This is a genomic window from Candidatus Methylomirabilota bacterium (genome assembly GCA_036005065.1).
Classification (GTDB): Bacteria; Methylomirabilota; Methylomirabilia; order Rokubacteriales; family DASRDR01; genus DASYQW01.
In genome coordinates this window covers 25,212-48,266 of the sequence record DASYQW010000050.1, presented here as the reverse complement: position 1 = coordinate 48,266, position 23,055 = coordinate 25,212, and the positions used below count along the sequence as shown (strand labels likewise).

The window sequence follows — 23,055 nt, the reverse complement described above, 5'->3', positions numbered from 1 at the left end:
CACACGCCGAGACCGACCGCCAGGGCGAGCGGGAGCGCCCGGGACATCATGGCGGAGAGCTCGCGCGGAGCTTGAAGCGTTGTGTCTTGCCGGTCGCGGTCTTGGGGAGGTCGGTCACGAACTCCACCCACCGGGGCACCTTGTAGGCGGCGAGCCGCTCCCGGGCGAAGGCCACGAGCTCGGCGCGGAGGGCGTCGTCGGCCGAGGCGTTCCCCGGCTGCGGCACGACGTAGGCCTTGGGGCGCGTGGTGCCCTGACCGTCGGGGGCGCCGACGACCGCGCACTCGAACACGGCGGGGTGGGCCATCAGCACGGCTTCGACCTCGGCCGGCGAGACCCACGTTCCCGCCACCCGCAGCATGTCGTCGGTGCGCCCGAGGAACCAGTAGTAGCCGTCCTCGTCCTGGCGGAACTGGTCTCCGGTGAGGAACCACGGGCCCCGGAAGGCCCGCCGGGTCAGGTCGGGCCGCCGGGCATAGTGGTGGAAGAGGGTGGGGCCCTGGATGGCGAGGGTCCCCGGCTCGCCGACCGGGACGTCGTGGTCGTCGCCGTCGACCAGCCGAAGCGAATAGCCGGGCATGGGCCGGCCGACGCTGCCCGGCCGGGCCCGCCGCGGGCGGTTGCAGAGGTAGAGAAACAGCGCCTCGCTCGAGCCGAGCACCTCCAGAATCTCCAGCCCGAAGGTCTCCCGCCAGCGCCGGTAGACGTCGGGAGCCAGCGGCTCGCCCCCGGCGAAGCAGAGCCGGAGCGAGGAGAGGTCGAAGCGCCGCCCCGCATCAGGCGCCGCCAGCATGCGAACGTAATGGGTGGGGACCGCGTAGAAGAGCGTGGGGCGCTCGCGGTCGATGAGTTCGAGGATGCCTTCCGCCGCCGGCGGGCGCGGATTGAGGATGACCGTGGAGCCCGCCCGCAGCGGGATGTAGAGGCTCGCCCCCAGCCCGAAGGTGAAGAACAGCTTCGGCACGGCCAGGGACCGGTCCGCCGGCCCGATCTGGAGGACGTCGTCCGGGAAGAGGCGGCTCGCCACCGCGAGGGTCTCGTGGGAGTGGACCGCGGCCTTCGGGACGCCGGTGCTGCCGGAGCTGTACGCCCACAGGACGGCGTCGTCCGGATCCACCGGCTCGGGATCGAGCGTCGACGGCGCCGCGGCGACGGCCTCCGCGTACGCGCGCTCGCCCGGGCCGGGGGCGCCGACCACGACCACGTGGCGCAGCGCCCGGAGCGTCGGGCGGGCCCGGCGCAGCTCCCCCGCGGTCGCCTCATGCGCCACCACGACGCGGGCGCGGCTGTGATTCAGGATGAAGGCCAGCTCGTCCGCCTTGAGGAGCGTGTTGCACGGTACGGCGACCGCCCCGATCTTCGCGGTCGCGAGGAAGGCCGCGATGAACTCCGGCCCGTCGGGCAGCAGGAGCGCCACGCGCTGCTCTGGCTCGACACCGAGCGCGCGCAGGACCCCGCCCGTCTGATTCACCAGCACGAGCAGCTCGCCATAGCTGAGGCACCGTCCGTCGCAGACGACGGCGGGCCGCGCGCCGCGGCCCTCCGCGACGTGGGTATCGACGAGGAGGCTCGCCAGGTTCACGGGCGCGTCCTCGAACCCTCGGCGACGGCGCCCCGGAGGTAGGCGGCCTGCACCTCGGGGCTCGCCAGCATCGCCCGCGCCTCCCCGCCGGCGACGATCTGGCCGGAGGCCAGGATGTAGCAGCGGTCGGCGAGCTGGAGGGCCTGGCGCGCGTTCTGCTCCACCAGCAGGATCGTGATCCCCCGGGCGCGCAGCTCGGCGAGGATCCGCATGATTTCCCGGACGAGCAGCGGCGCGAGCCCGAGCGACGGCTCGTCGACCATCAGGAGCCGAGGGCGGGCCATGAGCGCCCGGCCGATGGCCAGCATTTGCTGCTCCCCGCCCGAGAGGGTGCCGGCCGGCTGGGTCGCGCGCTCGGCCAGGACGGGGAACCGCCGGACCACTGCCGCGAGGTCGGCCTCGACGTCGGCCCTCGCGGGACGGGCGTAGGCGCCCATCTGGAGATTCTCCCGCACCGTCATCCGCTGGAGGATGCCGCGGCCCTCGGGGACGAGGATCAGGCCCCGGCGGACCCGGACGGGGGGCGGGAGGCGCTCGATCGGCTCGCCGTCGTACGTGACGCGGCCGCCGCGGGTCGGAAGCAGACCCGCCAGCGTCTTGAGGAGGGTCGTCTTACCGGCCCCGTTGGCGCCAATGAGGGTCACGATTTCCCCTTGCCGCACCTCGATCGACACGCCCTTCAGCACCTCGGCCTGCCCGTATCCGGATCGGAGAGCGCTCACCTGGAGCACGGCGTCAGTCCCGCCCGAGATAGGCCTCGAGGACTCCGGGATCCGCCTGCACCTCGGCCGGACTCCCCTCGGCGATCTTCCGGCCGAAGTTCAGCACGGCCACGCGGTCGCACAGGGTCATGATCACCGACATGTCGTGCTCGATCAGCAGGAGCGTCACCCCGGACGCCCGGACCTTCTCGAGGGTCCGGACGAGGGCCTCGGACTCGGCCGGGTTCATCCCCGCCGATGGCTCGTCCAGGAGCAGGAGCCGCGGCCGGGCCGCGAGCGCCCGCGCGATCTCGAGCCGCCGCTGGTCCCCGTAGGAGAGGGCCAGCGCCGGCAGCTCGCGCTGGGCCCAGAGCCCCATCAGCTCGAGGGGCTCGCGCGCCTCGGCGAAGAGCGCGCGGGTCCGCGGGCCGCCCCACCAGAGCCCCGGGCCGCGCCCGGCCCGGTGATGCTGCCCCACCAGCACGTGCTCCCACACGCTCATCGTCCGGAAGAGCCGGGCGGTCTGGAAGGTCCGCGCGATCCCCAGGCGCGCGATGGCATGGGGGCGCCGCCCGCGGAGCTCGGTGCCCTCGAACCGGATGGAGCCCTCCGAGGGCCGGTAGAGGCCGGTGATGAGGTTGAAGACCGTGGTCTTCCCCGCGCCGTTGGGGCCGATCAGACCCGTGATCTCGTCGGCCGGCACCGTGAGCGTGAGAGTGGAGACCGCCTGGAGGCCGCCGAACTGCTTCGAGACCCCGCGGACTTCCAGCATCGTTATGAGCAGCAGGCTGCTGCTTCTCGTCGTGCCGGCACGGCCACGTCACGCATCAATTCCGTCAGGGCCTCTCACCGGCGCCGGCCAGGCGGCGAAGGGGGATCCGCAGGGTCTCCCGCGGCAGGAGTCCCCACGGGCGGACGATGAGGATGGCCACCAGCAGGGCGCCGAAGAAGGCGCCGCGCCAGTCCTGGAGCCCTCGCAGCAGATCGGGCAGGATGGTGAACACGGCGGCGCCGATCAGCGTGCCCCAGAAGGTGCGCATCCCGCCGAGCAGGACGAAGAGGATCATCGTGATCGACTCGAGGAAGTTGAACGTCCCCGGCTCGATGAACAGGATGTAGTGCGCGTAGAGGCCGCCACCCAGTCCGGCCAGCGCGGCGCCGGCGCCGAAGGCGCCTACCTTGAGCGCGGTGATGTCGAGGCCGCTGAGCTCGGCCGCCACCTCGTCGTCGTGGACGGCGTCGAGGGCCAGGCCGAGGCGTGAGTGGGCGAGGGCGAAGAGGCCGAGCCCGCAGAGGCCCACCCAGGCCCACACGAGCCCCGGGGTGGTCCCGCTCATGCCGCGCATCCCCATGGGCCCGCCCGTCGGCTCGAAGTTGAGGAAGAACGTGCGCACGATCTCGCCGAAGCCGAGGGTGGCGATCGCCAGATAGATGCCGCGGAGCCGGAGGGCCGGGAAGCCGACCAGGAGGCCGAGGGCCCCGGCCAGGAGGGCCCCGGCCACCAGGGCGGGGAGGAGCGGCCATCGGGGCTGGACGGTGAGGAGCGAGGCGGCGTAGGCGCCGACCGCCATGAAGCCCGCGTTGCCGAGCGACAGCTGTCCGGTGGCCAGGGGGAGGTAGGCGCTCCACCCGAGCAGGACGTTGATGCCGGTCAGGAGGAGCAGGGTCTGCTGATAATCGCTCAGCATGGTCGCCGGGCGCTCAGACGCGGGCGCGCTCGACTGCGCCGAGGAGCCCCTGGGGCCGTGCGACCAGGGTCAGGATGAGGAGCCCGTAGACGACGACGTCCCGGTACGCCGCCCCCAGGTAGGCCACGCTCAGCACCTCGGCGATCCCCAGGAGGGGCCCGGCCAGCATCGCGCCCTGGAGGTTGCCGGCCCCGCCGACCACCATGGCGGCCACGCCCTTGAGGCCGATCTCGATCCCGATGAACGGTGAGACGACCGAGAACGTGAGCCCGACCAGGATCCCGGCCGCCCCGGCCAGGGCTCCGGAGACGAAGAACGTCGCGACGATGACGCGACCGGCGTCGACGCCGAGGAGGCTCGCCGTGTCGGGACTCTCGGCCACCGCGCGCATCCCGCGCCCGATCTTGGTGTGTTGCACCAGCAGGTGGAGAGTGACCATCAGGACGACGGCCGTGCCCAGGATGGCGAGCTGGACGGACGAGACCAGGACGGGGCCGAGCTCGAAGGTGACGACGCGCATCGAGGGGGGAAACTGGGTCCGCTCCGACCCCCAGATGTTGACGGCGGTGTCCTGGAGCAGCATCGAGAAGCCGATGCTGCTCAGCAGCGGGATCACGGGGGGCGTCCCGCGGAGGGGCCGGAAGGCAAAGCGCTCGACGACGAGGTTCACGAGTCCCGCGAGGACCATGGCGACGAGGAGGGCCGGCAGGAAGGGCACCCCGGCGGCGACGAGGGTCAGGCCGAAGAAGGCGCCCAGCATGAAGACCTCGCCGATGGCGATGTTCAGCATGTCGAAGATGCCGAGGAGGAGGGTGAACGCCACCCCGATGAGCGCGTAGCTCGATCCCAGCATCAGGCCGTTGACGAGCTGCTGCAGCAGCATCGAGGGCCGCTCAGCGTCCGTTCCGCCGGGGGCCCGGGCCGTCGGTCACCGGTGTCGGGCCCGTGGCGGAATGCCGTCCGCGCGGGGCCGCAGGCCGTCGAGCACGAGGTCGGCGCACTGCTCGGCGATCCGCTTCATGGAGAGGCGGCCGTCCGGTCGGTACCACCGGTGGACCGAGTTCACGAGCCCCAGGATCGCGTAGACGGTGACGTCCGGATCCAGGTCCGCCCGGAGGGCGCCGGCCGCCACCCCTTCCCGCACCAGGGCGCGCCACCGGGCTTCGAACTCCTCGATCTCCCCCATCAGACGCCGGCGGAGGCGCGGCGGAAGGCTGGGCAGCTCGCGGAGGAACACGCCGGTGACGTGGGGCTCGGTCGCCATCCAGTCGAGGTGGAAGGCGATGGCCGCCCGGATCTTCTCGCCCGGAGAGAGGCGCGCGTCGTCGGCGCCGGGGAGGCCCCTCCGGAGGAGCTCCATGCCGCGCAGCAGGACCTCGGCGAGGAGCTGCTCCTTGCTCTTGACGTGGTGGTAGAGGCTGCCCTTGCGCAGCCCGACGCGGCGGGCCACCTCCTCGACGGAGGCGCCCCGGTAGCCGAGCTCGTTGAAGACCTCGGCCGCCCGCTCCAGGATGTCCTCGTGACGGGCCACGGGCTCTCTCTACCAAACGTTCGGTAGGTTCCTTCTAGCGCGAGAACGGCCGCCCGGTCAAGCCCCGGGCGCGGCCGCCGCCGGCGACTCGGCGAGCCGCGGTAGAATCCTGACGTGAGCAAGGTCGTCCCCCTCCGTGATGCGATGGCGCGCCACGTGCCGGACGGCGCCGCCATCGTGCTCGGAACCGCCCTCGAAGCGCTCATCCCGTTCGCGGCGGCGCACGAGCTGATCCGCCAGCGCCGGCGGGATCTCACGCTGATCGGCCCCATCTCGGACGTCTGCTTCGATCAGCTCATCGCCGCCGGCTGCGCTCGCCGCGTGGTGGCCTCGTGGGTCGGCAACGTCCAGCACGGGTCGGGTTACGGCTTCCGGCGGGCGGTTGAACAGGGCATCCCGCACCCGATCGACGTCGAAGACCACTCGAACTTCACCCTGGCGCTCTCGCTCGAGGCCGCCGCCCTGGGGGTGCCGTACGTGCCGACCCGCACCCTGCTCGGCACGGACATCCTCGCCAGGAACGCGCGCCTCCGCCAGCTGCCCTGCCCGTTCACCGGCCAGCCCCTCGTCCTGGTGCCGGCGCTGGTGCCGGACGTGGCGATCCTCCACGTCCAGCGCGCCGACGCCGACGGGAGCTGCCACGCCTGGGGCGCTTCCGGCGTCACGGCGGCGGCGGCCAAGGCGAGCCGGGCCGTCGTCGTGATCTGCGAGGAGCTGGTTCCGCCCGAGGTGATCCGCAGCGATCCCAACCGCACGCTGGTGCCGGGGTTCCTGGTGAGCGCGGTGGTACATCTGCCCTGGGGCGCGCACCCCTCGCCGGTCCAGGGCCACTACAACCGCGACCACGCCGTCTATACCGACTACCACGGGCGCTCGGCGACTCTCGACGGCACGCGGGCCTGGCTCCACGAGTGGGTGGTGGATGTCGGCGATCACGCGGGCTACCTGGCGAAGCTCGGGCCGGCGCGGCTCGGGGCCCTGCGCCCGAAGACCTCTCAGCTCGCGGCTCCCGTGGACTATGGGTTCTGAGGCGCTCCACTACACGCCCGGCGAGCTGATGGTCGCCGTCGCCGCCCGGGAGATCCACGACGGCGAGGTGGTCTTCGTCGGGATGCGGCTGCCGATCCTCGCCTTCTGCCTGGCGCGCTCGACCCACGCGCCCTCCGCGATCGGCCTCTTCGAGAACGGCGTCGTCCGCGACAGCCCGGCCCGCGACTTCGTGGTGACGATCTCGGACGGCCCCAACGTCGCCGGCGCCCTCTGGTGCACCGAGATGCGGGACATCATGGGGCTCCTCCAGGCCGGGCGCGTCGATCTCGGCTTCATCGGCGGCGCCCAGATCGATCGCTTCGGCAACCTGAACACCGGCTACGTGGGGCCACCGGATCGCCTGACGCGCCTGCCGGGGTCGGGCGGGGGCGGGGACATCGCGTGCCTCGCGCGGCGCCACGTCATCATCATGACCCACCAGCGGCGGCGCTTCGTCGAGCGCGTGGATTATGTCACCTCGCCCGGGTTCGGCGAGGGCGGCGACTGGCGGGGGCGGGTCGGGCTGCCCGGCGGAGGGCCGGCGGCCGTGATCACGACGCTCGGCGTCTTCCGGTTCGATCCGGCGACGCGGGAGATGGCCCTGGCCAGCACCCATCCGGGCGTGACCGTGGCCCAGGTCCGGGCCCAGACCGGCTGGTCGCTGGCCTGCGCGCCCCCGGTGACCGAGACGCCGGCCCCGACGGCCGAGGAGCTGGCGGTTATCCGCCGCTTCGACCCGGACGGGTTCTGGACCCGCGAGCGGGGCTGAGACGCCCTGGGTCGACCCTCGGCGCGTCAGACGGCTGTCTCACGGGGTTGACATCTAGCCGTCTCTCATGATACATCTACCCATATGAAGACAACCGTGGAGATTCCCGACTCGCTCCTCGAGGAGGCACGGCGGTTGGCCGCCCGGGAGGGCACGACCGTCAGGGCGCTGGTGGAGGAAGGCCTGCGCCGGCTGCTTGCCGAGCGTAAGGGGGCCGCCGACTTCCGGCTGCGGAGGGCCACCTTCAAGGGTCAGGGGCTCCAGCCAGACTTCGTCGGTGCGCCCTGGGGCCGCATGCGTGACACGGCCTACGAAGGCCGAGGGGCGTGATCGCCGTCGACACGAACCTTCTCGTCTACGCCCACCGCGAGGACTCGCCTTGGCACGAGCCCGCCTACACCCGCCTGGCAGAGCTGGCCGAGGGACGCGCCCCCTGGGCGATCCCGTGGCCGTGCCTGCACGAGTTCCTGGCCATCGTGACGCACCCGAGGATCTTCGCCCCGCCGAGCCCTCTGGCCGCGGCGCTTGATCAAGTCGAGGCCTGGCTCGAGGCCCCGAGCCTGGTCCTGCTGGCCGAAGCCGAACGGTACTGGCCTGCCCTCCGAGTAGCGGTCGAGACCGGCCGCGTGGTCGGCGCCCAGGTACACGACGCCCGCGTCGCCGCGCTCTGCCGTCTCCACGGGGTGCGCGAGCTGTGGACCGCAGACCGAGATTTCGGGCGCTTCCCGGACCTGACCGTGCGCAACCCTCTGGTGACGTGAGCGGGTGCGGGTGGCCCGCGTCAGGCGCGGGCGGCCTTGAGACTTTCCTCGCGGATCAAGGCCAGGACCTCGCGCTTCAGCGCGTTGAACGTCGCCGACGTCGTCTCCTCGAGGGTCCGCGGGCGCGGCAGGTCCACCCGGAGCCGTCGCTTGACCCGCCCCGGGCGGGCCGTCATGACGTAGACCGTGTCGGCGAGGAGGAGCGCCTCCTCCACGTCGTGGGTGATGAAGAGCACGGTCTGGTGCGCCTGCTCCCAGACCCGGAGGAGCAGCTCCTGCATGAGGCTCCGCGTCTGGGCGTCGAGCGCGCCGAAGGGCTCGTCCATCAAGAGCACCGCCGGACGGAGCACGAGCACCCGGGCGATCCCGACCCGTTGCTTCATGCCGCCGGACAGCTCGGCCGGGTAACGACCCTCGAAGCCGGTGAGACCGACGAGGTCGACGTACTGGCGGGCGAGCGGCTGGTAGAGCTCCGCGGCTTGCCCCTGGGTCTTGGGCCCGAAGGTGATGTTGTCGAGCACCGACAGCCACGGGAACAGCGCGGGCTCCTGGAAGACCACGGCGCGGTCGGGCCCCGGCCGCGTGACCGACACGCCGCCGACCGCGACCCGCCCACGCGTCGGGCGCTCGAAGCCAGCGACCAGGTTGAGGACGGTGGACTTGCCGCAGCCGGAGGGCCCGAGGAGGCAGGCGAACTCCTGGTCGTGGATCGTCAGGGTGATCCCGTCGACCGCGACGACCGGCTGGCGGCCGGTGGCGAACTCCTTCGCGACGTCTTCGAGGACGACCTTCGCCTGTTGAGCCACGGGGTCAGGTGTGCGCTTCGAGGGCCCGCCACCGCAGGAGGCGGCGGGCGACGGCGGAGATGATCCGGTCCGACAGGAACCCGAGGATCCCGACGCTGATCATCGCCGCCACGCAGATGTCCATGCGGCTCACGTAGTAGGCGTCCCACAGGACGTACCCCAGCCCGGACTTGACCGCCACGATCTCGGCCACGATCACCGCGGTCCACGCGATCCCGACGCCGAGCCGGAGCCCGGTGAAGATCGCGGGCAAGGCCGAGGGGAACACGACCTTGAAGAGGATCGTCGCCTCGCCGGCGCCGAGCATCTGGGCCGCGCGGATCAGGAGGCGGCTCGTGTCCCGGACGCCGTGGGTCGTGTTCACCACGATCGGGTAGAACGCGCCGAGCCCGATCAGGAAGAGCGCCGAGGCGTCGTAGATGCCGAAGACCGCGATGGAGAAGGGGAGCCACGCGGTGATCGGGATCGGGCGCAGCATCTGGATCGACGGGTCCACGACGTTCCGCACGAGCCGGTTCCACCCGATGAGGATGCCGAGGGGGATCCCGACGGCCGCGGCGAGGCCGAAGCCCTGGATGACGCGGCGCCCCGAGAAGAGCACGGTGTCGAGCCAGGTCCCGGAGTAGGGCGAGAGCGTGAAGCCACTGGCGCCGACGATCCAGACGTGCCACGACCGGACGACCTGGTATGGGGACGGCACGATCCCCTCCGGAACCCAGTGGTACCGGACCGACGCGGCCCACAGCGCGATGAACGCGGCCGGGAGGAGCCCGGCCAGGACGACCCGCCCCAGCCGGCGGCCCTCCGGCGCGGGCGCCGGGCGCGCGGGCGGGGCGACGTCGGGGCGTGGAACGGCTCGGGTGGCCGCGTCCAACGATGTCCGCCCGGGCTCGCCTCGGGCCTACTGGTTGAGCCCCAGTTCGGTCGGGCTCTTCCCCGTGGCCTTCGCCAGGAAGTCGTACGTGTAGAACTGGGCGATCTCGCCCGAGATGTCCTTCTGGACGATCCCGGTCTCGGCGAGGAACCGGGTCATCCGCTTGATGGTCTCGAGCGGAAGCGTCGAGTCGAGCTTGGTGATCCGGATCGACTCCTGGGCCACCGGCAGGGGAAGCCCCGCTTTCTGCGCGTAGATCTCGGCCCACTTGCCCATGTTCCCCTGGGCGAGCTTGAGGGTGTCGACGTACGCGATCACGATCCGCTGGACGGCGTCGGGGTGCTTGTCCAGGAACGCCCGGTTGACGGCGAAGACGCCGAGCTGGCCGCCGACGGTCTTGGAGTTGTTGTGGTTGATGGTCGGGTAGGCCCCCCAGCCCTCGGTGATCGCCTGGGCGCAGAACGGCTGCCAGACGACGGCGATGTCGATCTCCTTCGCCTGGAGCGCCTTGAGGTAGCTCGCGCCGCCGCCCATGATGTTGACGATCTTGAGCTTCCGGTAGTCCACGCCGTTCTCGGTCACGGAGGCCGTGAACTTGAGCCATGAGATCGAGCCCGCGCCGACGCCGATCCCTTTGCCCAACAGCTCGGGCCAGGCCTTGATGTCCTCGCCCTTGCGGATCATCAGGCAGTCGTTCCCCGAGCCGACGCCCGCGACCCCCACCAGGCTCTTGACCCCCTGGCTCGCGGCCAGCGAGATGTCCTGTGGCCCGAACGCGGCGATGTCGAGGTCGCCCGAGGCGAGCGCCGTCCGCTCATCGGCGAAGCGCTGGAACATGATCGTCTCGATCTGGATGTTGTATTTCTTCGCCTCGTCGGGCAAGAGATAGAGGGGCGAGAGGGCCGGGACGTTCAGCATGCCCTGCTTCACCTTGACCGGCGCCGGGAGCGGCGCGCGTAGCGCGTCGCCCTGAGCTCGTGCGGTGAGGCTGGCGCCGAGGGCGAGGGTGGCCACGGCGGTCGTCGTCAGGACGGACTGGAGCCAGCGGCTGGTCATCGGCGAACCTCCTGGGGGTCGAGCCCCTGAGTCTCGGCGGGGATGGTGCTCCGAGTATAGGAACCCCGCCCGGAAGCGGTCAAGGTGGCACATCGGATGCACGCGTCACCGAACGGCGTGAGATCGACCGCCAAGTGAGCATCACCTCAGCTTCCGCGATACGTCGAGTAGCCGTACGGGCTGAGCAGCAGCGGCACGTGATGGTGCTCGGCCGGATCCCGGATCTCGAACACGACCGTGACTTCGGGATAGAACGCCGGGACACGCGCGCGGTCGAAATACTGCCCGGCGTCGAACGTGAGGCGATAGACGCCGCGCAGCAGCTTCGATGCATCCGGCACGAGCCCCCGGCAGCGGCCGTCATCATCGGTGACACCGCGCGCCACCTCGCGCCACACGCCGGCCGTGTCTCGGGCGTCGAGCCGCACCGGCACGCCGTCCGCCGGGCGTCCGCGCGACGTGTCCAGGACGTGAGTGGTGATCATGTGCAAAGCCGGAACCAGGGTAAGCGAGCCGGGACGCGGTCGGCAAGCCCGGCGCCGTGCGCCCAGGGCGCGACGACCCCCACACCGTCATGCGGTGATCGCGAGCACATCGGCGGCCACGCGCCGCCAGGACGGGATTGACACGGTCGAGAGGCCGCCCGTACGTTAGGTCGCGAGGCCGCGAGCGCGGTGCTGACACGGCGCGGGGCCCGGGCGGACCGGGTGAAACTCCCGGCCAACCAAGGAGGGATTCGTGAGGACGCGATCGATCACGTGTGATGACCTGGCCGCCTCGGTGATGGCGGTGCCACCGCTCGCCCGTCACGCCGACCTGTCGTTCAACCCCGCCGCCAACGCCGCCCTCATCCGGCATCTCGAGGCCGGCGGGGTGACGACCCTGCTCTACGGAGGCAACGCGAACTTCTACAACATCGGGCTCTACGAGTACGCCGAGATCCTGGAGGCGCTGACCGGCCTGGCGGCGCCCGACACGTGGATCATCCCCTCCGTCGGGCCCGACTTCGGCAAGATGCTCGACCAGGCCCGGCTGCTGCGAGGGTCGCGCTTCCCGACCGCCATGGCCCTGCCCCTGACCTTCCCGGCGACGGTGGCGGGCGTGGCGACGGGTCTCCGGCGCCTGGCCGAGGCGCTCGCCCGGCCCATCATCGTCTACGTCAAAGCCGAGGCCTACCTGACCCCCGAGGCGGTGAAGATGCTCGTCGACGACGGGCTGGTGGCCGGGATCAAGTATGCGATCGTCCGGTCGGATCCCGCCCAGGACGCGTTCCTCACACGGCTCACGGACCTCATGGATCCCCGCTCCATCGTCAGCGGCATCGGCGAGCGGCCCGCGGTCGCGCACCTGCGCGATTTCGGGCTGAACGGATTCACCTCCGGCTCCGTCTGCGTGGCGCCCCGAGGATCGACGCGGCTGCTCGAAGCCTGCCAGCGCAAGGACTGGGAGACGGCCGCGCGTATCCGGGCGCGGTACCTGCCGCTCGAGGACTGCCGCGATGCCTACTCCCCGATCCGCGTCCTGCACGAGGCGGTCTCCCTCGCCGGCATCGCCGACATGGGGCCGATTCTCCCGCTCCTGTCGAACCTCGAGGCCGAGCATCACGAGCGCGTCCGCCAGGCAGCCGTCGCGCTGCTCGAGGCCGATCGGGCGCTCGGCGCGGCCGCCGTGGCCTGAGTCGGCCATGCCGGAGCGCGCGAATCGCAAGACGCCGGCCGAGCTGCGCAGCCACCGGTGGTACGGGGCCCAGTCGCTGCGGGCTTTCGGCCATCGCTCCCGGAACGCGCAGATGGGCTACGAGCGGGAGGAATACGCCGATAAGCCGGTGATCGCCGTCATCAATACCTGGAGTGACATCAACCCCTGCCACAGCCACTTCCGCCAGCGGTCCGAAGAGATCAAGCGGGGGGTGTGGCAGGCCGGAGGCTTCCCGCTCGAGCTGCCCGCAATCTCGCTGTCGGAGATCTTCCAGAAGCCGACAACGATGCTGTACCGGAATCTCCTGGCGCTCGAGACGGAGGAGATCTTGCGCTCCCATCCGGTCGACGGCTGCGTGGTGATGGGGGGCTGCGACAAGACCACCCCGGGCGTCATCATGGGGGCTACCAGCGCGAATCTCCCGACCATCTACTTCCCGGCCGGGGCCATGCTGAAGGCCCATTGGCGCGACCAGGTCCTCGGCAGCGGCAGCGACGTCTGGAAGTACTGGGCCGAGCTCCGCGCCGGCCGCATCACCGACTGTGAATGGCGGGAGATCGAGGGCGCCATCGCCCGGTCGGCCGGAACCTGCATGGTCATGGGCACGGCGGCCACCATGATGAGCCTGGTCGAGGTCCTCGGCCTGGCGTTGCCGGGGTCGTCGTCCATCCCCGCCGTCGACGCCGCCCACAGCCGGATGGCCGCCGCCTGCGGGCGCCGCATCGTGGAGATGGTGTGGGAGGATCTCCGGCCGCGCGAGCTCCTCACCCGGCGGGCCTTCGAGAACGCCATCACGCTTCTGATCGCGCTCGGGGGCTCCACCAACGCGGTGGTGCACTTGCTCGCGATGGCCGGGCGGGCGGGGGTGGCGCTCACCCTGGACGACTTCGACGAGATCTCGCGGCGGACGCCGCTGCTCTGCAATCTGCGGCCCTCGGGCACCTACTTGATGGAGGACTTCTACTACGCGGGCGGACTCCGGGCGATGCTGGGCGAGCTGGCGCCCTACCTTCATCTCGAGGAGCGGACGGTCACCGGCCAGACGCTCGGCGAGAGCATCGCGGGGGCAGAAGTCGTCGACCCCGACGTGATCCGCTCACCGAAGAGCGCGCTGAAGCCGGACGGCGGGCTGGCCGTGCTGCGCGGCAACCTCGCCCCCGATGGCGCGGTCATCAAGACCAGCGCCTGCGACCCCCGGTTCCTCACCCACACCGGGCCGGCCGTCGTGTTCGAGGATTACAACGACATGGAGCACCGGGTCGACGACGAGCGGCTACCGGTCGACGCCGATTCCGTGCTGGTCCTCCGCAACGCGGGCCCCCTCGGCGGGCTTCCCGGAGTGGGGCATGCTGCCGATTCCGGCCAAGCTGCTCCGGCAAGGCGGGCGGGACATGGTGCGGATCTCCGACGCTCGCATGAGCGGCACCAGCTACGGCACCTGCGTGCTGCACGTCGCTCCCGAATCGTTCGTGGGCGGCCCGCTCGCCCTCGTGCGGGACGGCGACCTCATCGAACTCGACGTCCCCGCCCGGCGTCTCACGCTGAAGGTCGACGAGGCCGAGCTGGACCGCCGGCGGGCCGCCTGGATCGCGCCCGCGCCCCGGTACCCGCGCGGGTACGGGGCCCTCTTCACCCGTCACGTCACCCAGGCCGACAAGGGGTGCGACTTCGACTTCCTGGAGGGTACGGCCCCGATCCCCGAGCCCGAGATCCACTGAGCGGCGCGCGTCAACTGCCAGGGCAGCCTTTGCCGCGCGGGCAGCCCAGGGCGGCCAGGGCGCCTACCCGCCCCGCGGGCGATCCGCTGGCCGACCACAGGATCTCCGCGTCGGGCGGCAACCGGTCCCTGGTGCAGGCCACGTTCACACAGAGCACGTAATCGACGGACGCCGGCGGCTCCTGCCCGTGGCCTACCAGCAGGAAGCGCACGTCAGGGCGTTTCTGCATGAAGGGATAGACCCAGGCGTTCGCTCCCACCACCACCGCCACGCGTGAGCCCGCCTGGAGCTCACGGCTCACGATCGCGACCCGGTCGTCTCTGAAGTGGCGTCGGCTGTAGAAGTCCCGGTCCTGGCCGCCGCGGGTCCGGTACCAGATGCTGTCGCGGAGGAGGCCGGGCAGCGGCCGAGCGGCCTGGATGCTCTCGAGCACGTCGCGAGGGCTGAGGAGGTCCTTCGCCGTGTTGAAGCAACACCCGTAATAGAGCACGCCGCACGCGAGGACCCGCAACGCGGTCTGCGTGCGCCTGCCCGGCGCGTATCGCTCGATGGCGAACGCCACGCAAGGTCCACAGCCCGCGAAGGACATGGCGAAGAAACGGCCGTTCCAGGGCATCCAGGCCACGAAGCGGGCGATCAGCAGGACCGAGGCGGCCACCACCAGGCCGGCCAGCCGCGCGAGCGAACGGCCGCGGGCGATCGCCAACGCCAGGGAAGGAAACACGATCAGGAAGCCCAGGGGACCGAACCAGGCGCCGTTCTCGCCGTCGCCCCATCGGCGAGGGGTGATCTCCAGCCGGGAGATCCCGCGGCTCGAGCTCATTCCCTTGAGGCCGAGAAGGGGCTCGAGGGTCTTCCGATACACGCCCTCGACGGCGGCGCTCGGCGTGTGGCCGGTCATCACGCGGGCGACCTCGTCCGTGGACGACAGCACCTGAATGGACTGCACCGCATACCGGACGAGATTGGCGCCGGCGCCGACGGCCCCGTCCGTGTGGGTGTAGGTGGCGGCGAATTCCTTCGGGCCGGCCCAGTTCCCCCACCGGCGCCAGTTGTGGACGAACAGCCACGATTGCGAGAGGACCGCCACCATGACGATCGCGATTCCGGCCCGTTGCCAGCCGATGCGCAGGGATCCCGGAGCAGGCGGATGGCGCACCAGGTGCGCCACCACGGCCAAGGCCAGCGGCAGTCCGAAAGCGAGATAGGTGGTCTTGACGGACAGGCCGAACGAGAGCGCGAGCACGAACAGGAGGAGGTCGAGAGCGCGCGGGCCTTGGTGGATGCGGAAGGCCAGCAGCAAACTGGTCGACGCCACGGCCGCCGCCAGGATGTCGGGCTTCGTTCCGGTGGCCTGGTAGACCAGCAGCGGCGCCGAGGACACGATCAAGGTCGCGGTGAGGGCGGAAGCGCGCGAGGCGACGGCCCGGGCGAGCGCGTAGTTGCTCGCGGCGATGTTGAGGAGGGCCAGCAGGCTGAAAAACGCGATGCCGAAGTCGGTGCCGTAGCGGAGCACGAAGTGCCGCAAGATGTCTCCCCCGACGGGGAACACCACCTGGTTGAACTCGGAGAAGTGCGTGGGAAGGAGGGTGCCCTCCTGCTCGAAAAGCAGGACCCGCGCCAGGTTGTAGCGCATCGAGTCGAAGTTCCCCTCCGGGATGAGGATCGACGCGGCGCCGAGGTAGGCCCACGCCGGCGCGACCCACACCCAGGTCCTCCACTCTTCCCGGAGGTGCGCGCGGCACGACTCGAGGAACCGCCGCCCGCCACGCCAGTGTGGCCTGGCGAGGACGGCGCCCGCCACGAGCATCGACACCTCGATCACGGGCAGCAGCGACGGGACGCCGAGGAGGAAGACCGACTGCGCGACGAAGGAGAGCAGTCCCAGGGTGGCCGTCAGCGCGACGGGCAGGGCCTGGCGCGGCCCGTACCCGGCGCTCTGCAGGAGCACGACACCGTAGGCTGTGATCGCCAGTACCTCCCCGACGGTCAGGAGGACGGCGAGAGTAGCGACCACGGCGCGGGCGAGATCCCCTAGCGCACGAGGCCCGAGCCGGGCCTGACCCGTGGCAGCCGGTACCAGACCTCGTCGAGCTCCGCGCGCTCCTCGGCATCGAGCGACATCTGCGGGCCGGCCAGCGTGGCGGGGAGCCGCTCGGGACGGCTGGCGCCCACGATGGCCCTAGGCCCGGCCGGGCGTGAACTGGATCGCCTGCGCCTGGCAGTAGCGAGCACGTAGGCAGTCCAAATGCTATCTTGGCGGCGGACTGGCCCGCCACCTGCATCGCCAAGCATAGCCAACCCCGGCTTGGCGCGCCATGGGGCGTGTCGGAGTCACGCCGGTGTCTGGTGGACGTGGTGACCGGGCTCCGGCGGTGTCCCGACGCGCGGGCCGGCCCCTCGTCGTGTACGTCAGAGGGCGTCGGCGAACATCGCCCGGTAGTGGCGGTACCACTCGGACTGGAAGCGCTCCTCGGGGTCGTATCGCCGCTTCAGGCGCAGGAATTCCGCGAACTGCGGGTAGCAGGCCTCGACCTGCCGCCGGGTGGCCCACCGGTGGTAGGTGAGGTAGTAGCTGCCGCCAAAGCGGACCGCGAGGTCGATGAGGCGGCGGAAGGCGGCGGCGGCCCGCGCGAGCCCCTCCGGGCTGTGGACGACGTGCAGGTTGAAGATCACGCAGGCCCACCGGTCCCGAGCCCAGGCCAGCAAGCTCTCGTCGTCCCGCTCGATCAGCCGGATGGTCCCGTAGATCACGTCGACCTCATGAGCCCGGAAGTCGGCGCGAGCGTCGGCCAGGAACCGGACCAGCGCCCCCCGCGGCACGTAGATCTCGGAGATCATCTCGGTGGCGCGCCCGGTGGCGCCGAGCATCCGGTCGAGTGCCCGATGGTAATCGCCGATGTACACGCTCAGCGGGTGGGTGTCCGACCAGTAGAGCTGGCCCGACGTGGAGAGGTAGTAGAGTGCCGCGCCGCCGATCAGGAACTGCCGCCGGGTCAGCATCGCTCGCGCGCTGCCCGGGCCCCCTGGTAGAGGAGGAGCAGGGCCCCGGCCTGGATCACGTGGTAGAGGGCGTTGTGGTTCATGTAGACCGGGTGGAGCGCGAGCCGGCCATACTGGACCGCGGCGGCGACGAACGTCCCGACGAGCCCGAGCGTGCCGACGAGGAGCGGCTGCGCTCCCGTCCGCCGGTAGGCGAGCACGAACGCGACGAAGAGGAAGACGGCGGCCGGCAGGTAGTTGAGGATCACGAAGGCGAACGCCTGGGCGCCCCCCAGCACGACGGCCAGGGCGTAGGCGAGCCACTCCACGGCGGCGACCGCCTCGAGGCGCCGGGCGACGGCGCCGGTGAACTGCATTCGGGCGCCGATCGCCCAGGCCGCCAGCGCGCTGAGGCCGACCGCGAGCAGGGTGGCCGGCCACAGGAGGCGGGCGCTGGCCGTCGTCGGGTCGAGGAAGAAGCCGTGGACCGTCCCGCCGAGGAGCGCCGCCAGGCCGGCCGAGCCGAAGAAGAGGACGAACCGCTGCCGGAGGGCCGCCCGCGGGCGATCCAGACGGCCGACGAGGTACGCGAGCAGCGCGCACTCCGCGGCCAGGCCGTAGTCGGTCAGCGTGACGTCGGGCTCGGTCATCACGGGTGCTCGGCCGCCGCCGCCCGCCTGTGGGGAGATCTCACGCCAGTGCATTGTAGGAGGAGGCCCGACTCCGGCCCCACGAAAAAGGTGCCCCCGCGGACCGCGTTGACCCGCGCCCCCGGCCGGCTTAGAGTCTCCTCAGGCGATCCGTCCCTCGGAGGGCTGAGTCATGAGCCTCAGCGAGTTCCACGACGAGTATTCCGAGTCCCTCGAGACCGACTTTCGGAAGCTGGAGGGGGCCTTCGTCAGCGACACCGTCAAGCTGCTCGCCCCCAGCGAGCCGATCAAGCTGCCCGAGCACGCCACCGTCCACGAGGCGATCGCCCAGATGGCGGAGAAGCGCCGGGCGGCCGTGGTGGTCGTCGACGCCGACGGCCGCTTGAGCGGGATCTTCACGGAGCGTGACCTGCTCCGCCGGGTCGCGGTGCCGGGCCGGGACCCCCGCCAGACGCGGCTCAGCGAGGTGATGACGCGCGATCCCGAAGCCCTGGTTGCCGGCGATCTCATCTGCTACGCCATCAACCGCCTCCACAACGCGGGCTACCGGACCCTCCCGCTGGTGGACGCGGAGCGGCGCCCGATCGGGGTCATGACCGTGAACGACATCGTCCAGTGGCTCGCCGAGCTCTTCCCCGAAGCGATCGTGAACCTCCGGCCGGGCGGCAAGCTCAAGCGGCCCCAGGAGACCGACGCCGGATGAGCTGTGAGAAGCCCGTCGGAGTAACCACGCGCCGCGGCGAGCCACCGCCGGTTCGTTCCACTCCAAGCGCGGGTTTCGCCCGGGCAACCTCGTCCCGGGGGTGGGTGTGGGAGGGGGCCGTCGAGGCCCCCTCCCATCAAAGACCCGCGCGGCGCAGCGCGAGCTCGAGATTCCGCGGCGCCGGTTCGCGGATCCCGCCCTCCACCTCGTGGACCGTCTCGACCACGGCGCCCGAGACGGGCGTGGGGACGCCACGCTGGCGACCCTGCGCGACCACATAGCCGTTCATGTAGTCGATCTCGGTGAGACGGCCCTTGGCCACGTCCTGGGCCATCGAGGCTCGCCAGGTGCGGCGACTCGCCGAGGTAGGCGTCAGCATCCGGTCCAGGGTCTGGTAGGCCTCGGGCCGGTCGGCCTCGGCCCACTGCTCGGCCCTGGCGCCGGTGAACGGAGGCACGCGGTGGCCGAGGGCGAGCCCCACCCGCGCCGACTCTGCCCCCAGGTGGATCGTGAGGATCCGTCCGACCTCGCTCGAGACGATCTCGAGCGTGCCCAGCCCGGACAGGGCCTGGAGCGGGTTGCTCATGGCGTTCTGGCAGAGCTTGGCCCAGCGCTCGCCCCACAGGTTGTCGGTGACGCGGGCGCCGTCGACCACCGAGAGCATGCGGGCGAGCTCCTCGACGCGCGGGGTGATGCGCCCATCGTGCTCCCCGACCCGGAAGACGTCGTGCCCCTGGCTCTGCCCCGTCTCCACCCCGCGCTCCACGTGGCCGGGCTTCCACAGGGCCACGCCGATCTTGGACATGACCAGCCCCACCGCCCGCGAAGCCCCGACGATGGCTGCCACCACCGGGTCCGGCCAGCAGTTCTGGGCGGCCACGGCATAGCCGTCGGGCGCCAGATGCCGGAGCGCCAGCTGAGTCGCCCACGCCGTGTCATAGGCCTTCACGGCGACGAACGCGATGTCGTAATCACGCGCCAGGCGCGCCGCTTCGTGGAGATGCACCGCCGCCGGTCGCGCTTCGAAGGGCTCGTGCGGTCCCGCCACCCGGATGCCGCGCTGGCGGACGGTCTCGACCTGATTGGCCCACGGATCGATCAGCGTCACGTCGTGACCGGCGCGGGACAGGAACGCGCCGAGGTAGCTGCCGATGGCTCCGGCGCCGACGAAGAGGAGCTTGCTCATGTGTCTCCCCGAGGGCAGGCCTCACCCACGATCCGCGCCACGCCCGGGAGGCGGCCCGGGAATGGGAACCTCATACCCGGAACGTGCTGCGCACCTCGGGCGGGAACAGCTCGTCCACGCCGACCGGCCGGTGCGCCACGCCCTGCTCGCAGGCGAAGCGGAGGAAGGCCTCGAGCGTCGGGCGGTTCGCGTCGACGCCGTACGGCCAGAAGTCCTCGCCGAACAGCGCGCGGCTCCGGGCCGCGTGCTCGGTGACCCAGGGAACGGGGAAGCGTGGCGCGCTCCAGTCGAGGGTCCGCGCCATGCTCCGGCGCTTGGCTTCCTCGAAGGCGCGGTAGAGGTTCATCGCGACCCAGGGATGCGCGGCCAGCACGTCTCGCCGGATGGCCACCACGTGCATGATCGGGAAGATGCCGGTGGCGCGCCAGTACGCCTCCTCCACCGACACGACGTCCGGGAAGAGCCGCGCGACGTCCGGATGCTGCGCTTTGAAGCTCGTCGGCGGGTGGGCGGTGATGACCGCGGCCAGCTCACCGGCCAGGAGCATCTGGTCGAGGGTCCGATCGCGCACCGGGGTGAGCCGCACGCCCGGCGGCAGCCTGAGGTCGACCTTTTCCTGGCGCCCCGGCTGGTTGACGCCGGCCTGGTACCAGTCGACGTCCTCCAGGCGGAGGCCGTACTGGTGCATCAGCGCCCCGCGGGTGTAGATGCCGGCGGTCTGCGCCCACTCGGGCACGCCGACCCGGCGGCCGGCGAGATCGGTCGGCTGGCGGAGGCCGCCGTCACGGCGGACGTAGATCGCCGAGTGCCGGAAGATGCGTGACGGAAAGACGGGAATGGCGGCCAGCGAGGCGTCGCCCTGGGAGACGAGCGCGACGTACTTCGCCATCGACAGCTCCGACACGTCCCACTCGCGAAAGCTCACGAAGCGGTAGAAGATCTCCTCCACCGTCAGGTTCAGACACGTCAGCTCGATCCCCTCAGGCGCGATCGCGCCCGAGGTGAGCTCGCGGACGTGGTCGTAGTCGCTGATGGCGAGGGTCAGGGGGACCTTGCGCATCGGCCGCCTCCGTTCCCTACCACAGAAGCCGTTTCACCATCATCAGCGCCTCCAGGGTTGGAGTCGGAGGGAGCGCCCGCTCTCCTCCGAAGAACTAGCGGGAGAATCCCCTCCTGTCAACCGAGGTGGTTCCTCTCGACGCCCTTGACGCTCTTCCCGCCGCGTCGCTACGGTAGCGCCGTGGCTGCCCGGTATCGCGCCGATCACGTCGGGAGCCTGCTGCGCCCGCCCGAGCTCCGGCAGGCCCGCGCCGTCCACGCCCAGGGTCGAAAGGTGTGGGGTCAGGCCGGACGCCCGGCCCACCGCCGGCGCCGCCCCGCGTAGTTCAGGAGCCCCTCCGGGAGCAGGAGGCCGATGCCGAGGAGGATCAGCCCGTAGATCGCCAGGGCCGGCACGGTCAGGTGGAGGTAGTTCTTCAGGACCACGTCGACCCCGCGCACCAGGAGCCCTCCCACCACCGGCCCCGCCACTCGCCCGCTCCCGCCCATCAGCGCCATGATCACCGGGAGGAGCGTCTTGTCCACGCCGAGGGCCGCGTCGACGTCGATGTAGCCCGCCTGCAGGCCGAAGACGCCGCCGGCCAGGGCCGAGGGGACCGCGCTGAGGACCAGCACCCGGCGCTTCACCCGGAAGAGGTCGAGGCCGATGGTGGAGGCGGCCAGCTCGCTCTCCCGGATGGCGGTGACGGCCAGGCCGAGCCGGCTCCGGGCGATGGCGCGGTTCAGCGCGATCGAGGCCAGCAGGAGCCCGAGGGCGAGCGCGTACGCCACCGGCAGGCTCAGGTAGTGGCGGGGGCTGACGTAGACGCCGTAGGAGCCGCCGGTGAGGTCCGGGAGGTTGAGGATGAGGTGGCGAATCAGGAGGACCATGGCGAAGGTGGCCATGGCGAAGTAGGCGCCGCTCAGCCGGAAGAGGGGATAGGCGAAGGCGAGGGCCACGGCGGCGGTGACGGCGGCGGCGATCAGGATGGCCACCGGCATGTCGGCGGGACCGAGGCGGTCGAGCCAGGCGCTGTTGAGCAGGAGCACGGTCACGTAGGCGGCCAGACCGAAGAAGGCCCCCTGTCCGAGGTTCATGTACCCCAGGAAGCCGCCGAGGATGTCGTAGTTGAGCGCGAGGACCACGTAGAGGAACGTGAAGAACGCCGCCGTCACGAGGTCCCGCGTCCCGACCAGCGGGATCGCGAGCGCCGCCACCAGGCCGAGCGCGGCCGCGGCCCACGCTACCCGGGGCGGCGGCCCCACAGCCCCTCCGGGCGCACCACCAGCACCGAGAAGAAGACGAGCAACGAGACCACGGGCGACCAGACGGAGCCGAGCGCGTAGGCGGTGAGGACCTCGGCCATTCCCAGGAGACCTCCACCCAGGAGGGCGCCGGGCAGGCTGCCGACGCCGCCGATCACGACGATCGTCATGGCCACCAGCGTCAGCCGCAAGCCCGAATATGGCTCGAGCGGAATGGCCAGCGCCAGCAGGACGCCGGCGCCGGCGGTCGCGACGATCCCGGCCAGGTAGATCACCCGCGACACCCGCCGGGGGTTCACGCCCAGGATCACGGCGCCGGCGTAGTTCTGGGCCACCGCCCGGATCGCCCGGCCGAGCGCGCTCTTGCGGAGGAAGAGGTGGAAGCCGGCGATGGCGCCGGCGGCGGCCAGCAGGATCGTCAGCCGGGTGCCGGAGACCGCGACGCCGAGCACGGTGATGCGCGCGAGGGGAAAGGCCAGGGAGAAGGCCGGCTGAGGGTCCACCCACCGCGCCCAGTAGTAGCCGAGGAGGGCCTCCACGGCGAGCGCGAAGCCGAACGTCACCAGGATGGACCCGACCAGGATCTGATCCGGGGACTTCGCCGCGAACGGCCGCACGAAGGCCGCCTCGAAGCCGAGACCGAGGAGGGCGAACGCCAGCAGCAGGGCCAGGACGCCGAGGGGCCACGCCACCGGCGACACGCGGAAGAGGAGGGTGGCCAGCGCGGCCCCCAGGACCATGAAGGTCCCATGGGCGACGTTCAGCACGTGGGTGGTGGCCAGCGACAGGGAGAGGGCGAAGGCGACGAGCGCGTAGATGCCGCCGAGCGAGATGCCGCCGAGCAGCAGGTCCAGCGCTATTTGCATTCCTTACCTGTGGCGCTATCGCGGCAACGTGCGCCGGGCCGAGAACCGAGCAGCCCTAGGACGCAGGGAGGAGGCGCGCCGAGGCGTATGCCGCATACGTTGAGGCGCGCCGACGACCGAGGACGACGGGATGCGAAGGTTATCGGCACGG

The 23,055-nt window shown here is 71.3% G+C and carries 24 protein-coding genes and 1 pseudogene; 7 read left to right on the top strand and 18 right to left on the bottom strand.

Annotated elements, in window-relative coordinates:
- Window positions 1–46: 46 nt before the first annotated feature.
- The 6 genes from VGW35_03455 to VGW35_03430 all read right to left on the bottom strand — a co-directional run bounded on the left by VGW35_03455 (window position 47) and on the right by VGW35_03430 (window position 5,502).
- Window positions 47–1,582 carry a benzoate-CoA ligase family protein gene (locus tag VGW35_03455; protein ID HEV8306699.1) on the bottom strand — a complete coding sequence of 512 codons (1,536 nt, stop codon included), beginning with the start codon at window positions 1,580–1,582 and terminating at the stop codon, window positions 47–49.
- Complete coding sequence (locus VGW35_03450) at window positions 1,579–2,313, bottom strand: ABC transporter ATP-binding protein (protein HEV8306698.1); 735 nt, start codon at window positions 2,311–2,313, stop codon at window positions 1,579–1,581. Before VGW35_03450 ends, VGW35_03455 begins: the two co-directional genes overlap by 4 nt.
- A gap of 4 nt (window positions 2,314–2,317) precedes the next feature.
- Window positions 2,318–3,055 (bottom strand): ABC transporter ATP-binding protein, encoded by a 738-nt coding sequence (locus VGW35_03445; protein ID HEV8306697.1) that lies wholly within the window; start codon window positions 3,053–3,055, stop codon window positions 2,318–2,320.
- A gap of 64 nt (window positions 3,056–3,119) precedes the next feature.
- Complete coding sequence (locus tag VGW35_03440; GenBank protein ID HEV8306696.1) at window positions 3,120–3,971, bottom strand: branched-chain amino acid ABC transporter permease; 852 nt, start codon at window positions 3,969–3,971, stop codon at window positions 3,120–3,122.
- A gap of 13 nt (window positions 3,972–3,984) precedes the next feature.
- Window positions 3,985–4,854: a branched-chain amino acid ABC transporter permease gene (locus VGW35_03435; protein HEV8306695.1), complete on the bottom strand. Its 870-nt coding sequence runs from the start codon at window positions 4,852–4,854 to the stop codon at window positions 3,985–3,987.
- Window positions 4,855–4,899: 45 nt separating this feature from the next.
- Window positions 4,900–5,502, bottom strand: coding sequence for a TetR/AcrR family transcriptional regulator (locus tag VGW35_03430; GenBank protein ID HEV8306694.1), 603 nt, complete (start codon window positions 5,500–5,502; stop codon window positions 4,900–4,902).
- Window positions 5,503–5,616: 114 nt separating this feature from the next.
- On the opposite strand from VGW35_03430, the gene VGW35_03425 reads away from it, so the two are divergent.
- The 4 genes from VGW35_03425 (at window position 5,617) to VGW35_03410 (ending at window position 8,061) form a co-directional block, all read left to right on the top strand.
- Window positions 5,617–6,531: a CoA-transferase gene (locus tag VGW35_03425; protein HEV8306693.1), complete on the top strand. Its 915-nt coding sequence runs from the start codon at window positions 5,617–5,619 to the stop codon at window positions 6,529–6,531.
- Entirely contained in the window at window positions 6,521–7,300 is a 780-nt protein-coding gene (locus tag VGW35_03420; GenBank protein ID HEV8306692.1) for a CoA-transferase, read from the top strand. Before VGW35_03425 ends, VGW35_03420 begins: the two co-directional genes overlap by 11 nt.
- Before the next feature lie 84 nt (window positions 7,301–7,384).
- Window positions 7,385–7,630 carry a type II toxin-antitoxin system VapB family antitoxin gene (locus VGW35_03415; protein ID HEV8306691.1) on the top strand — a complete coding sequence of 82 codons (246 nt, stop codon included), beginning with the start codon at window positions 7,385–7,387 and terminating at the stop codon, window positions 7,628–7,630.
- Window positions 7,627–8,061, top strand: coding sequence for a TA system VapC family ribonuclease toxin (locus VGW35_03410; GenBank protein HEV8306690.1), 435 nt, complete (start codon window positions 7,627–7,629; stop codon window positions 8,059–8,061). The genes VGW35_03415 and VGW35_03410 overlap by 4 nt, the downstream gene beginning before the upstream one ends.
- 20 nt (window positions 8,062–8,081) lie before the next feature.
- Here VGW35_03410 and VGW35_03405 read toward each other — a convergent pair whose 3' ends face one another.
- From VGW35_03405 to uraH, 4 genes are all read right to left on the bottom strand, one after another.
- On the bottom strand, window positions 8,082–8,867 hold the full coding sequence (locus VGW35_03405) for an ABC transporter ATP-binding protein (protein ID HEV8306689.1): 786 nt from the start codon (window positions 8,865–8,867) through the stop codon (window positions 8,082–8,084).
- Between the two features lie 4 nt (window positions 8,868–8,871).
- The gene (locus tag VGW35_03400; protein HEV8306688.1) at window positions 8,872–9,741 is read right to left on the bottom strand and encodes an ABC transporter permease; all 870 of its coding nucleotides are present in this window, start codon (window positions 9,739–9,741) and stop codon (window positions 8,872–8,874) included.
- Between the two features lie 27 nt (window positions 9,742–9,768).
- Window positions 9,769–10,797 carry an ABC transporter substrate-binding protein gene (locus VGW35_03395; GenBank protein HEV8306687.1) on the bottom strand — a complete coding sequence of 343 codons (1,029 nt, stop codon included), beginning with the start codon at window positions 10,795–10,797 and terminating at the stop codon, window positions 9,769–9,771.
- Window positions 10,798–10,943: 146 nt separating this feature from the next.
- Window positions 10,944–11,288 carry a hydroxyisourate hydrolase gene (uraH, locus tag VGW35_03390; protein HEV8306686.1) on the bottom strand — a complete coding sequence of 115 codons (345 nt, stop codon included), beginning with the start codon at window positions 11,286–11,288 and terminating at the stop codon, window positions 10,944–10,946.
- 247 nt (window positions 11,289–11,535) lie between these two features.
- Here uraH and VGW35_03385 point away from each other — a divergent pair, with 247 nt between their 5' ends.
- A complete protein-coding gene (locus VGW35_03385) occupies window positions 11,536–12,474 on the top strand; it encodes a dihydrodipicolinate synthase family protein (protein HEV8306685.1) in 939 nt (312 codons plus the stop codon).
- Between the two features lie 7 nt (window positions 12,475–12,481).
- Window positions 12,482–14,213 (top strand): annotated as a pseudogene (araD, locus tag VGW35_03380) (L-arabinonate dehydratase).
- A gap of 10 nt (window positions 14,214–14,223) precedes the next feature.
- Here araD and VGW35_03375 read toward each other — a convergent pair.
- The 4 genes from VGW35_03375 to VGW35_03360 all read right to left on the bottom strand — a co-directional run bounded on the left by VGW35_03375 (window position 14,224) and on the right by VGW35_03360 (window position 17,845).
- Window positions 14,224–16,230, bottom strand: coding sequence for a glycosyltransferase family 39 protein (locus VGW35_03375; protein ID HEV8306684.1), 2,007 nt, complete (start codon window positions 16,228–16,230; stop codon window positions 14,224–14,226).
- A 17-nt stretch (window positions 16,231–16,247) separates the two neighbouring features.
- Window positions 16,248–16,388: a hypothetical protein gene (locus VGW35_03370; GenBank protein ID HEV8306683.1), complete on the bottom strand. Its 141-nt coding sequence runs from the start codon at window positions 16,386–16,388 to the stop codon at window positions 16,248–16,250.
- Between the two features lie 237 nt (window positions 16,389–16,625).
- Entirely contained in the window at window positions 16,626–17,216 is a 591-nt protein-coding gene (locus tag VGW35_03365; GenBank protein HEV8306682.1) for a D-arabinono-1,4-lactone oxidase, read from the bottom strand.
- On the bottom strand, window positions 17,210–17,845 hold the full coding sequence (locus VGW35_03360; protein ID HEV8306681.1) for a hypothetical protein: 636 nt from the start codon (window positions 17,843–17,845) through the stop codon (window positions 17,210–17,212). The genes VGW35_03365 and VGW35_03360 overlap by 7 nt, the downstream gene beginning before the upstream one ends.
- 172 nt (window positions 17,846–18,017) lie before the next feature.
- Between VGW35_03360 and VGW35_03355 the strand changes: the two genes are divergently transcribed.
- The gene (locus VGW35_03355) at window positions 18,018–18,548 is read left to right on the top strand and encodes a CBS domain-containing protein (GenBank protein ID HEV8306680.1); all 531 of its coding nucleotides are present in this window, start codon (window positions 18,018–18,020) and stop codon (window positions 18,546–18,548) included.
- Window positions 18,549–18,684: 136 nt separating this feature from the next.
- Here the strand turns inward: VGW35_03355 and VGW35_03350 are convergent, their stop codons facing one another.
- The 4 genes from VGW35_03350 to VGW35_03335 all read right to left on the bottom strand — a co-directional run bounded on the left by VGW35_03350 (window position 18,685) and on the right by VGW35_03335 (window position 22,904).
- Complete coding sequence (locus tag VGW35_03350; GenBank protein ID HEV8306679.1) at window positions 18,685–19,734, bottom strand: 2-dehydropantoate 2-reductase; 1,050 nt, start codon at window positions 19,732–19,734, stop codon at window positions 18,685–18,687.
- Between the two features lie 70 nt (window positions 19,735–19,804).
- Window positions 19,805–20,794: a 4,5-dihydroxyphthalate decarboxylase gene (locus VGW35_03345; GenBank protein ID HEV8306678.1), complete on the bottom strand. Its 990-nt coding sequence runs from the start codon at window positions 20,792–20,794 to the stop codon at window positions 19,805–19,807.
- Window positions 20,795–21,075: 281 nt separating this feature from the next.
- Entirely contained in the window at window positions 21,076–22,038 is a 963-nt protein-coding gene (locus VGW35_03340; protein HEV8306677.1) for a branched-chain amino acid ABC transporter permease, read from the bottom strand.
- Window positions 22,017–22,904, bottom strand: a complete 888-nt coding sequence (locus VGW35_03335; protein ID HEV8306676.1) for a branched-chain amino acid ABC transporter permease — start codon at window positions 22,902–22,904, stop codon at window positions 22,017–22,019. Before VGW35_03335 ends, VGW35_03340 begins: the two co-directional genes overlap by 22 nt.
- Window positions 22,905–23,055: the final 151 nt, after the last annotated feature.

Bases quoted from the DNA above. Each gene is read 5' to 3' on its own strand.
- VGW35_03445 (HEV8306697.1), bottom strand. From the start codon at position 3,055: ATGCTGGAAGTCCGCGGGGTCTCGAAGCAGTTCGGCGGCCTCCAGGCG.
- VGW35_03440 (HEV8306696.1), bottom strand. From the start codon at position 3,971: ATGCTGAGCGATTATCAGCAGACCCTGCTCCTCCTGACCGGCATCAAC.
- VGW35_03435 (HEV8306695.1), bottom strand. From the start codon at position 4,854: ATGCTGCTGCAGCAGCTCGTCAACGGCCTGATGCTGGGATCGAGCTAC.
- VGW35_03420 (HEV8306692.1), top strand. From the start codon at position 6,521: ATGGGTTCTGAGGCGCTCCACTACACGCCCGGCGAGCTGATGGTCGCC.
- VGW35_03415 (HEV8306691.1), top strand. From the start codon at position 7,385: ATGAAGACAACCGTGGAGATTCCCGACTCGCTCCTCGAGGAGGCACGG.
- VGW35_03395 (HEV8306687.1), bottom strand. From the start codon at position 10,797: ATGACCAGCCGCTGGCTCCAGTCCGTCCTGACGACGACCGCCGTGGCC.
- VGW35_03365 (HEV8306682.1), bottom strand. From the start codon at position 17,216: ATGCTGACCCGGCGGCAGTTCCTGATCGGCGGCGCGGCACTCTACTAC.
- VGW35_03360 (HEV8306681.1), bottom strand. From the start codon at position 17,845: ATGACCGAGCCCGACGTCACGCTGACCGACTACGGCCTGGCCGCGGAG.
- VGW35_03355 (HEV8306680.1), top strand. From the start codon at position 18,018: ATGAGCCTCAGCGAGTTCCACGACGAGTATTCCGAGTCCCTCGAGACC.
- VGW35_03350 (HEV8306679.1), bottom strand. From the start codon at position 19,734: ATGAGCAAGCTCCTCTTCGTCGGCGCCGGAGCCATCGGCAGCTACCTC.
- VGW35_03345 (HEV8306678.1), bottom strand. From the start codon at position 20,794: ATGCGCAAGGTCCCCCTGACCCTCGCCATCAGCGACTACGACCACGTC.
- VGW35_03335 (HEV8306676.1), bottom strand. From the start codon at position 22,904: ATGCAAATAGCGCTGGACCTGCTGCTCGGCGGCATCTCGCTCGGCGGC.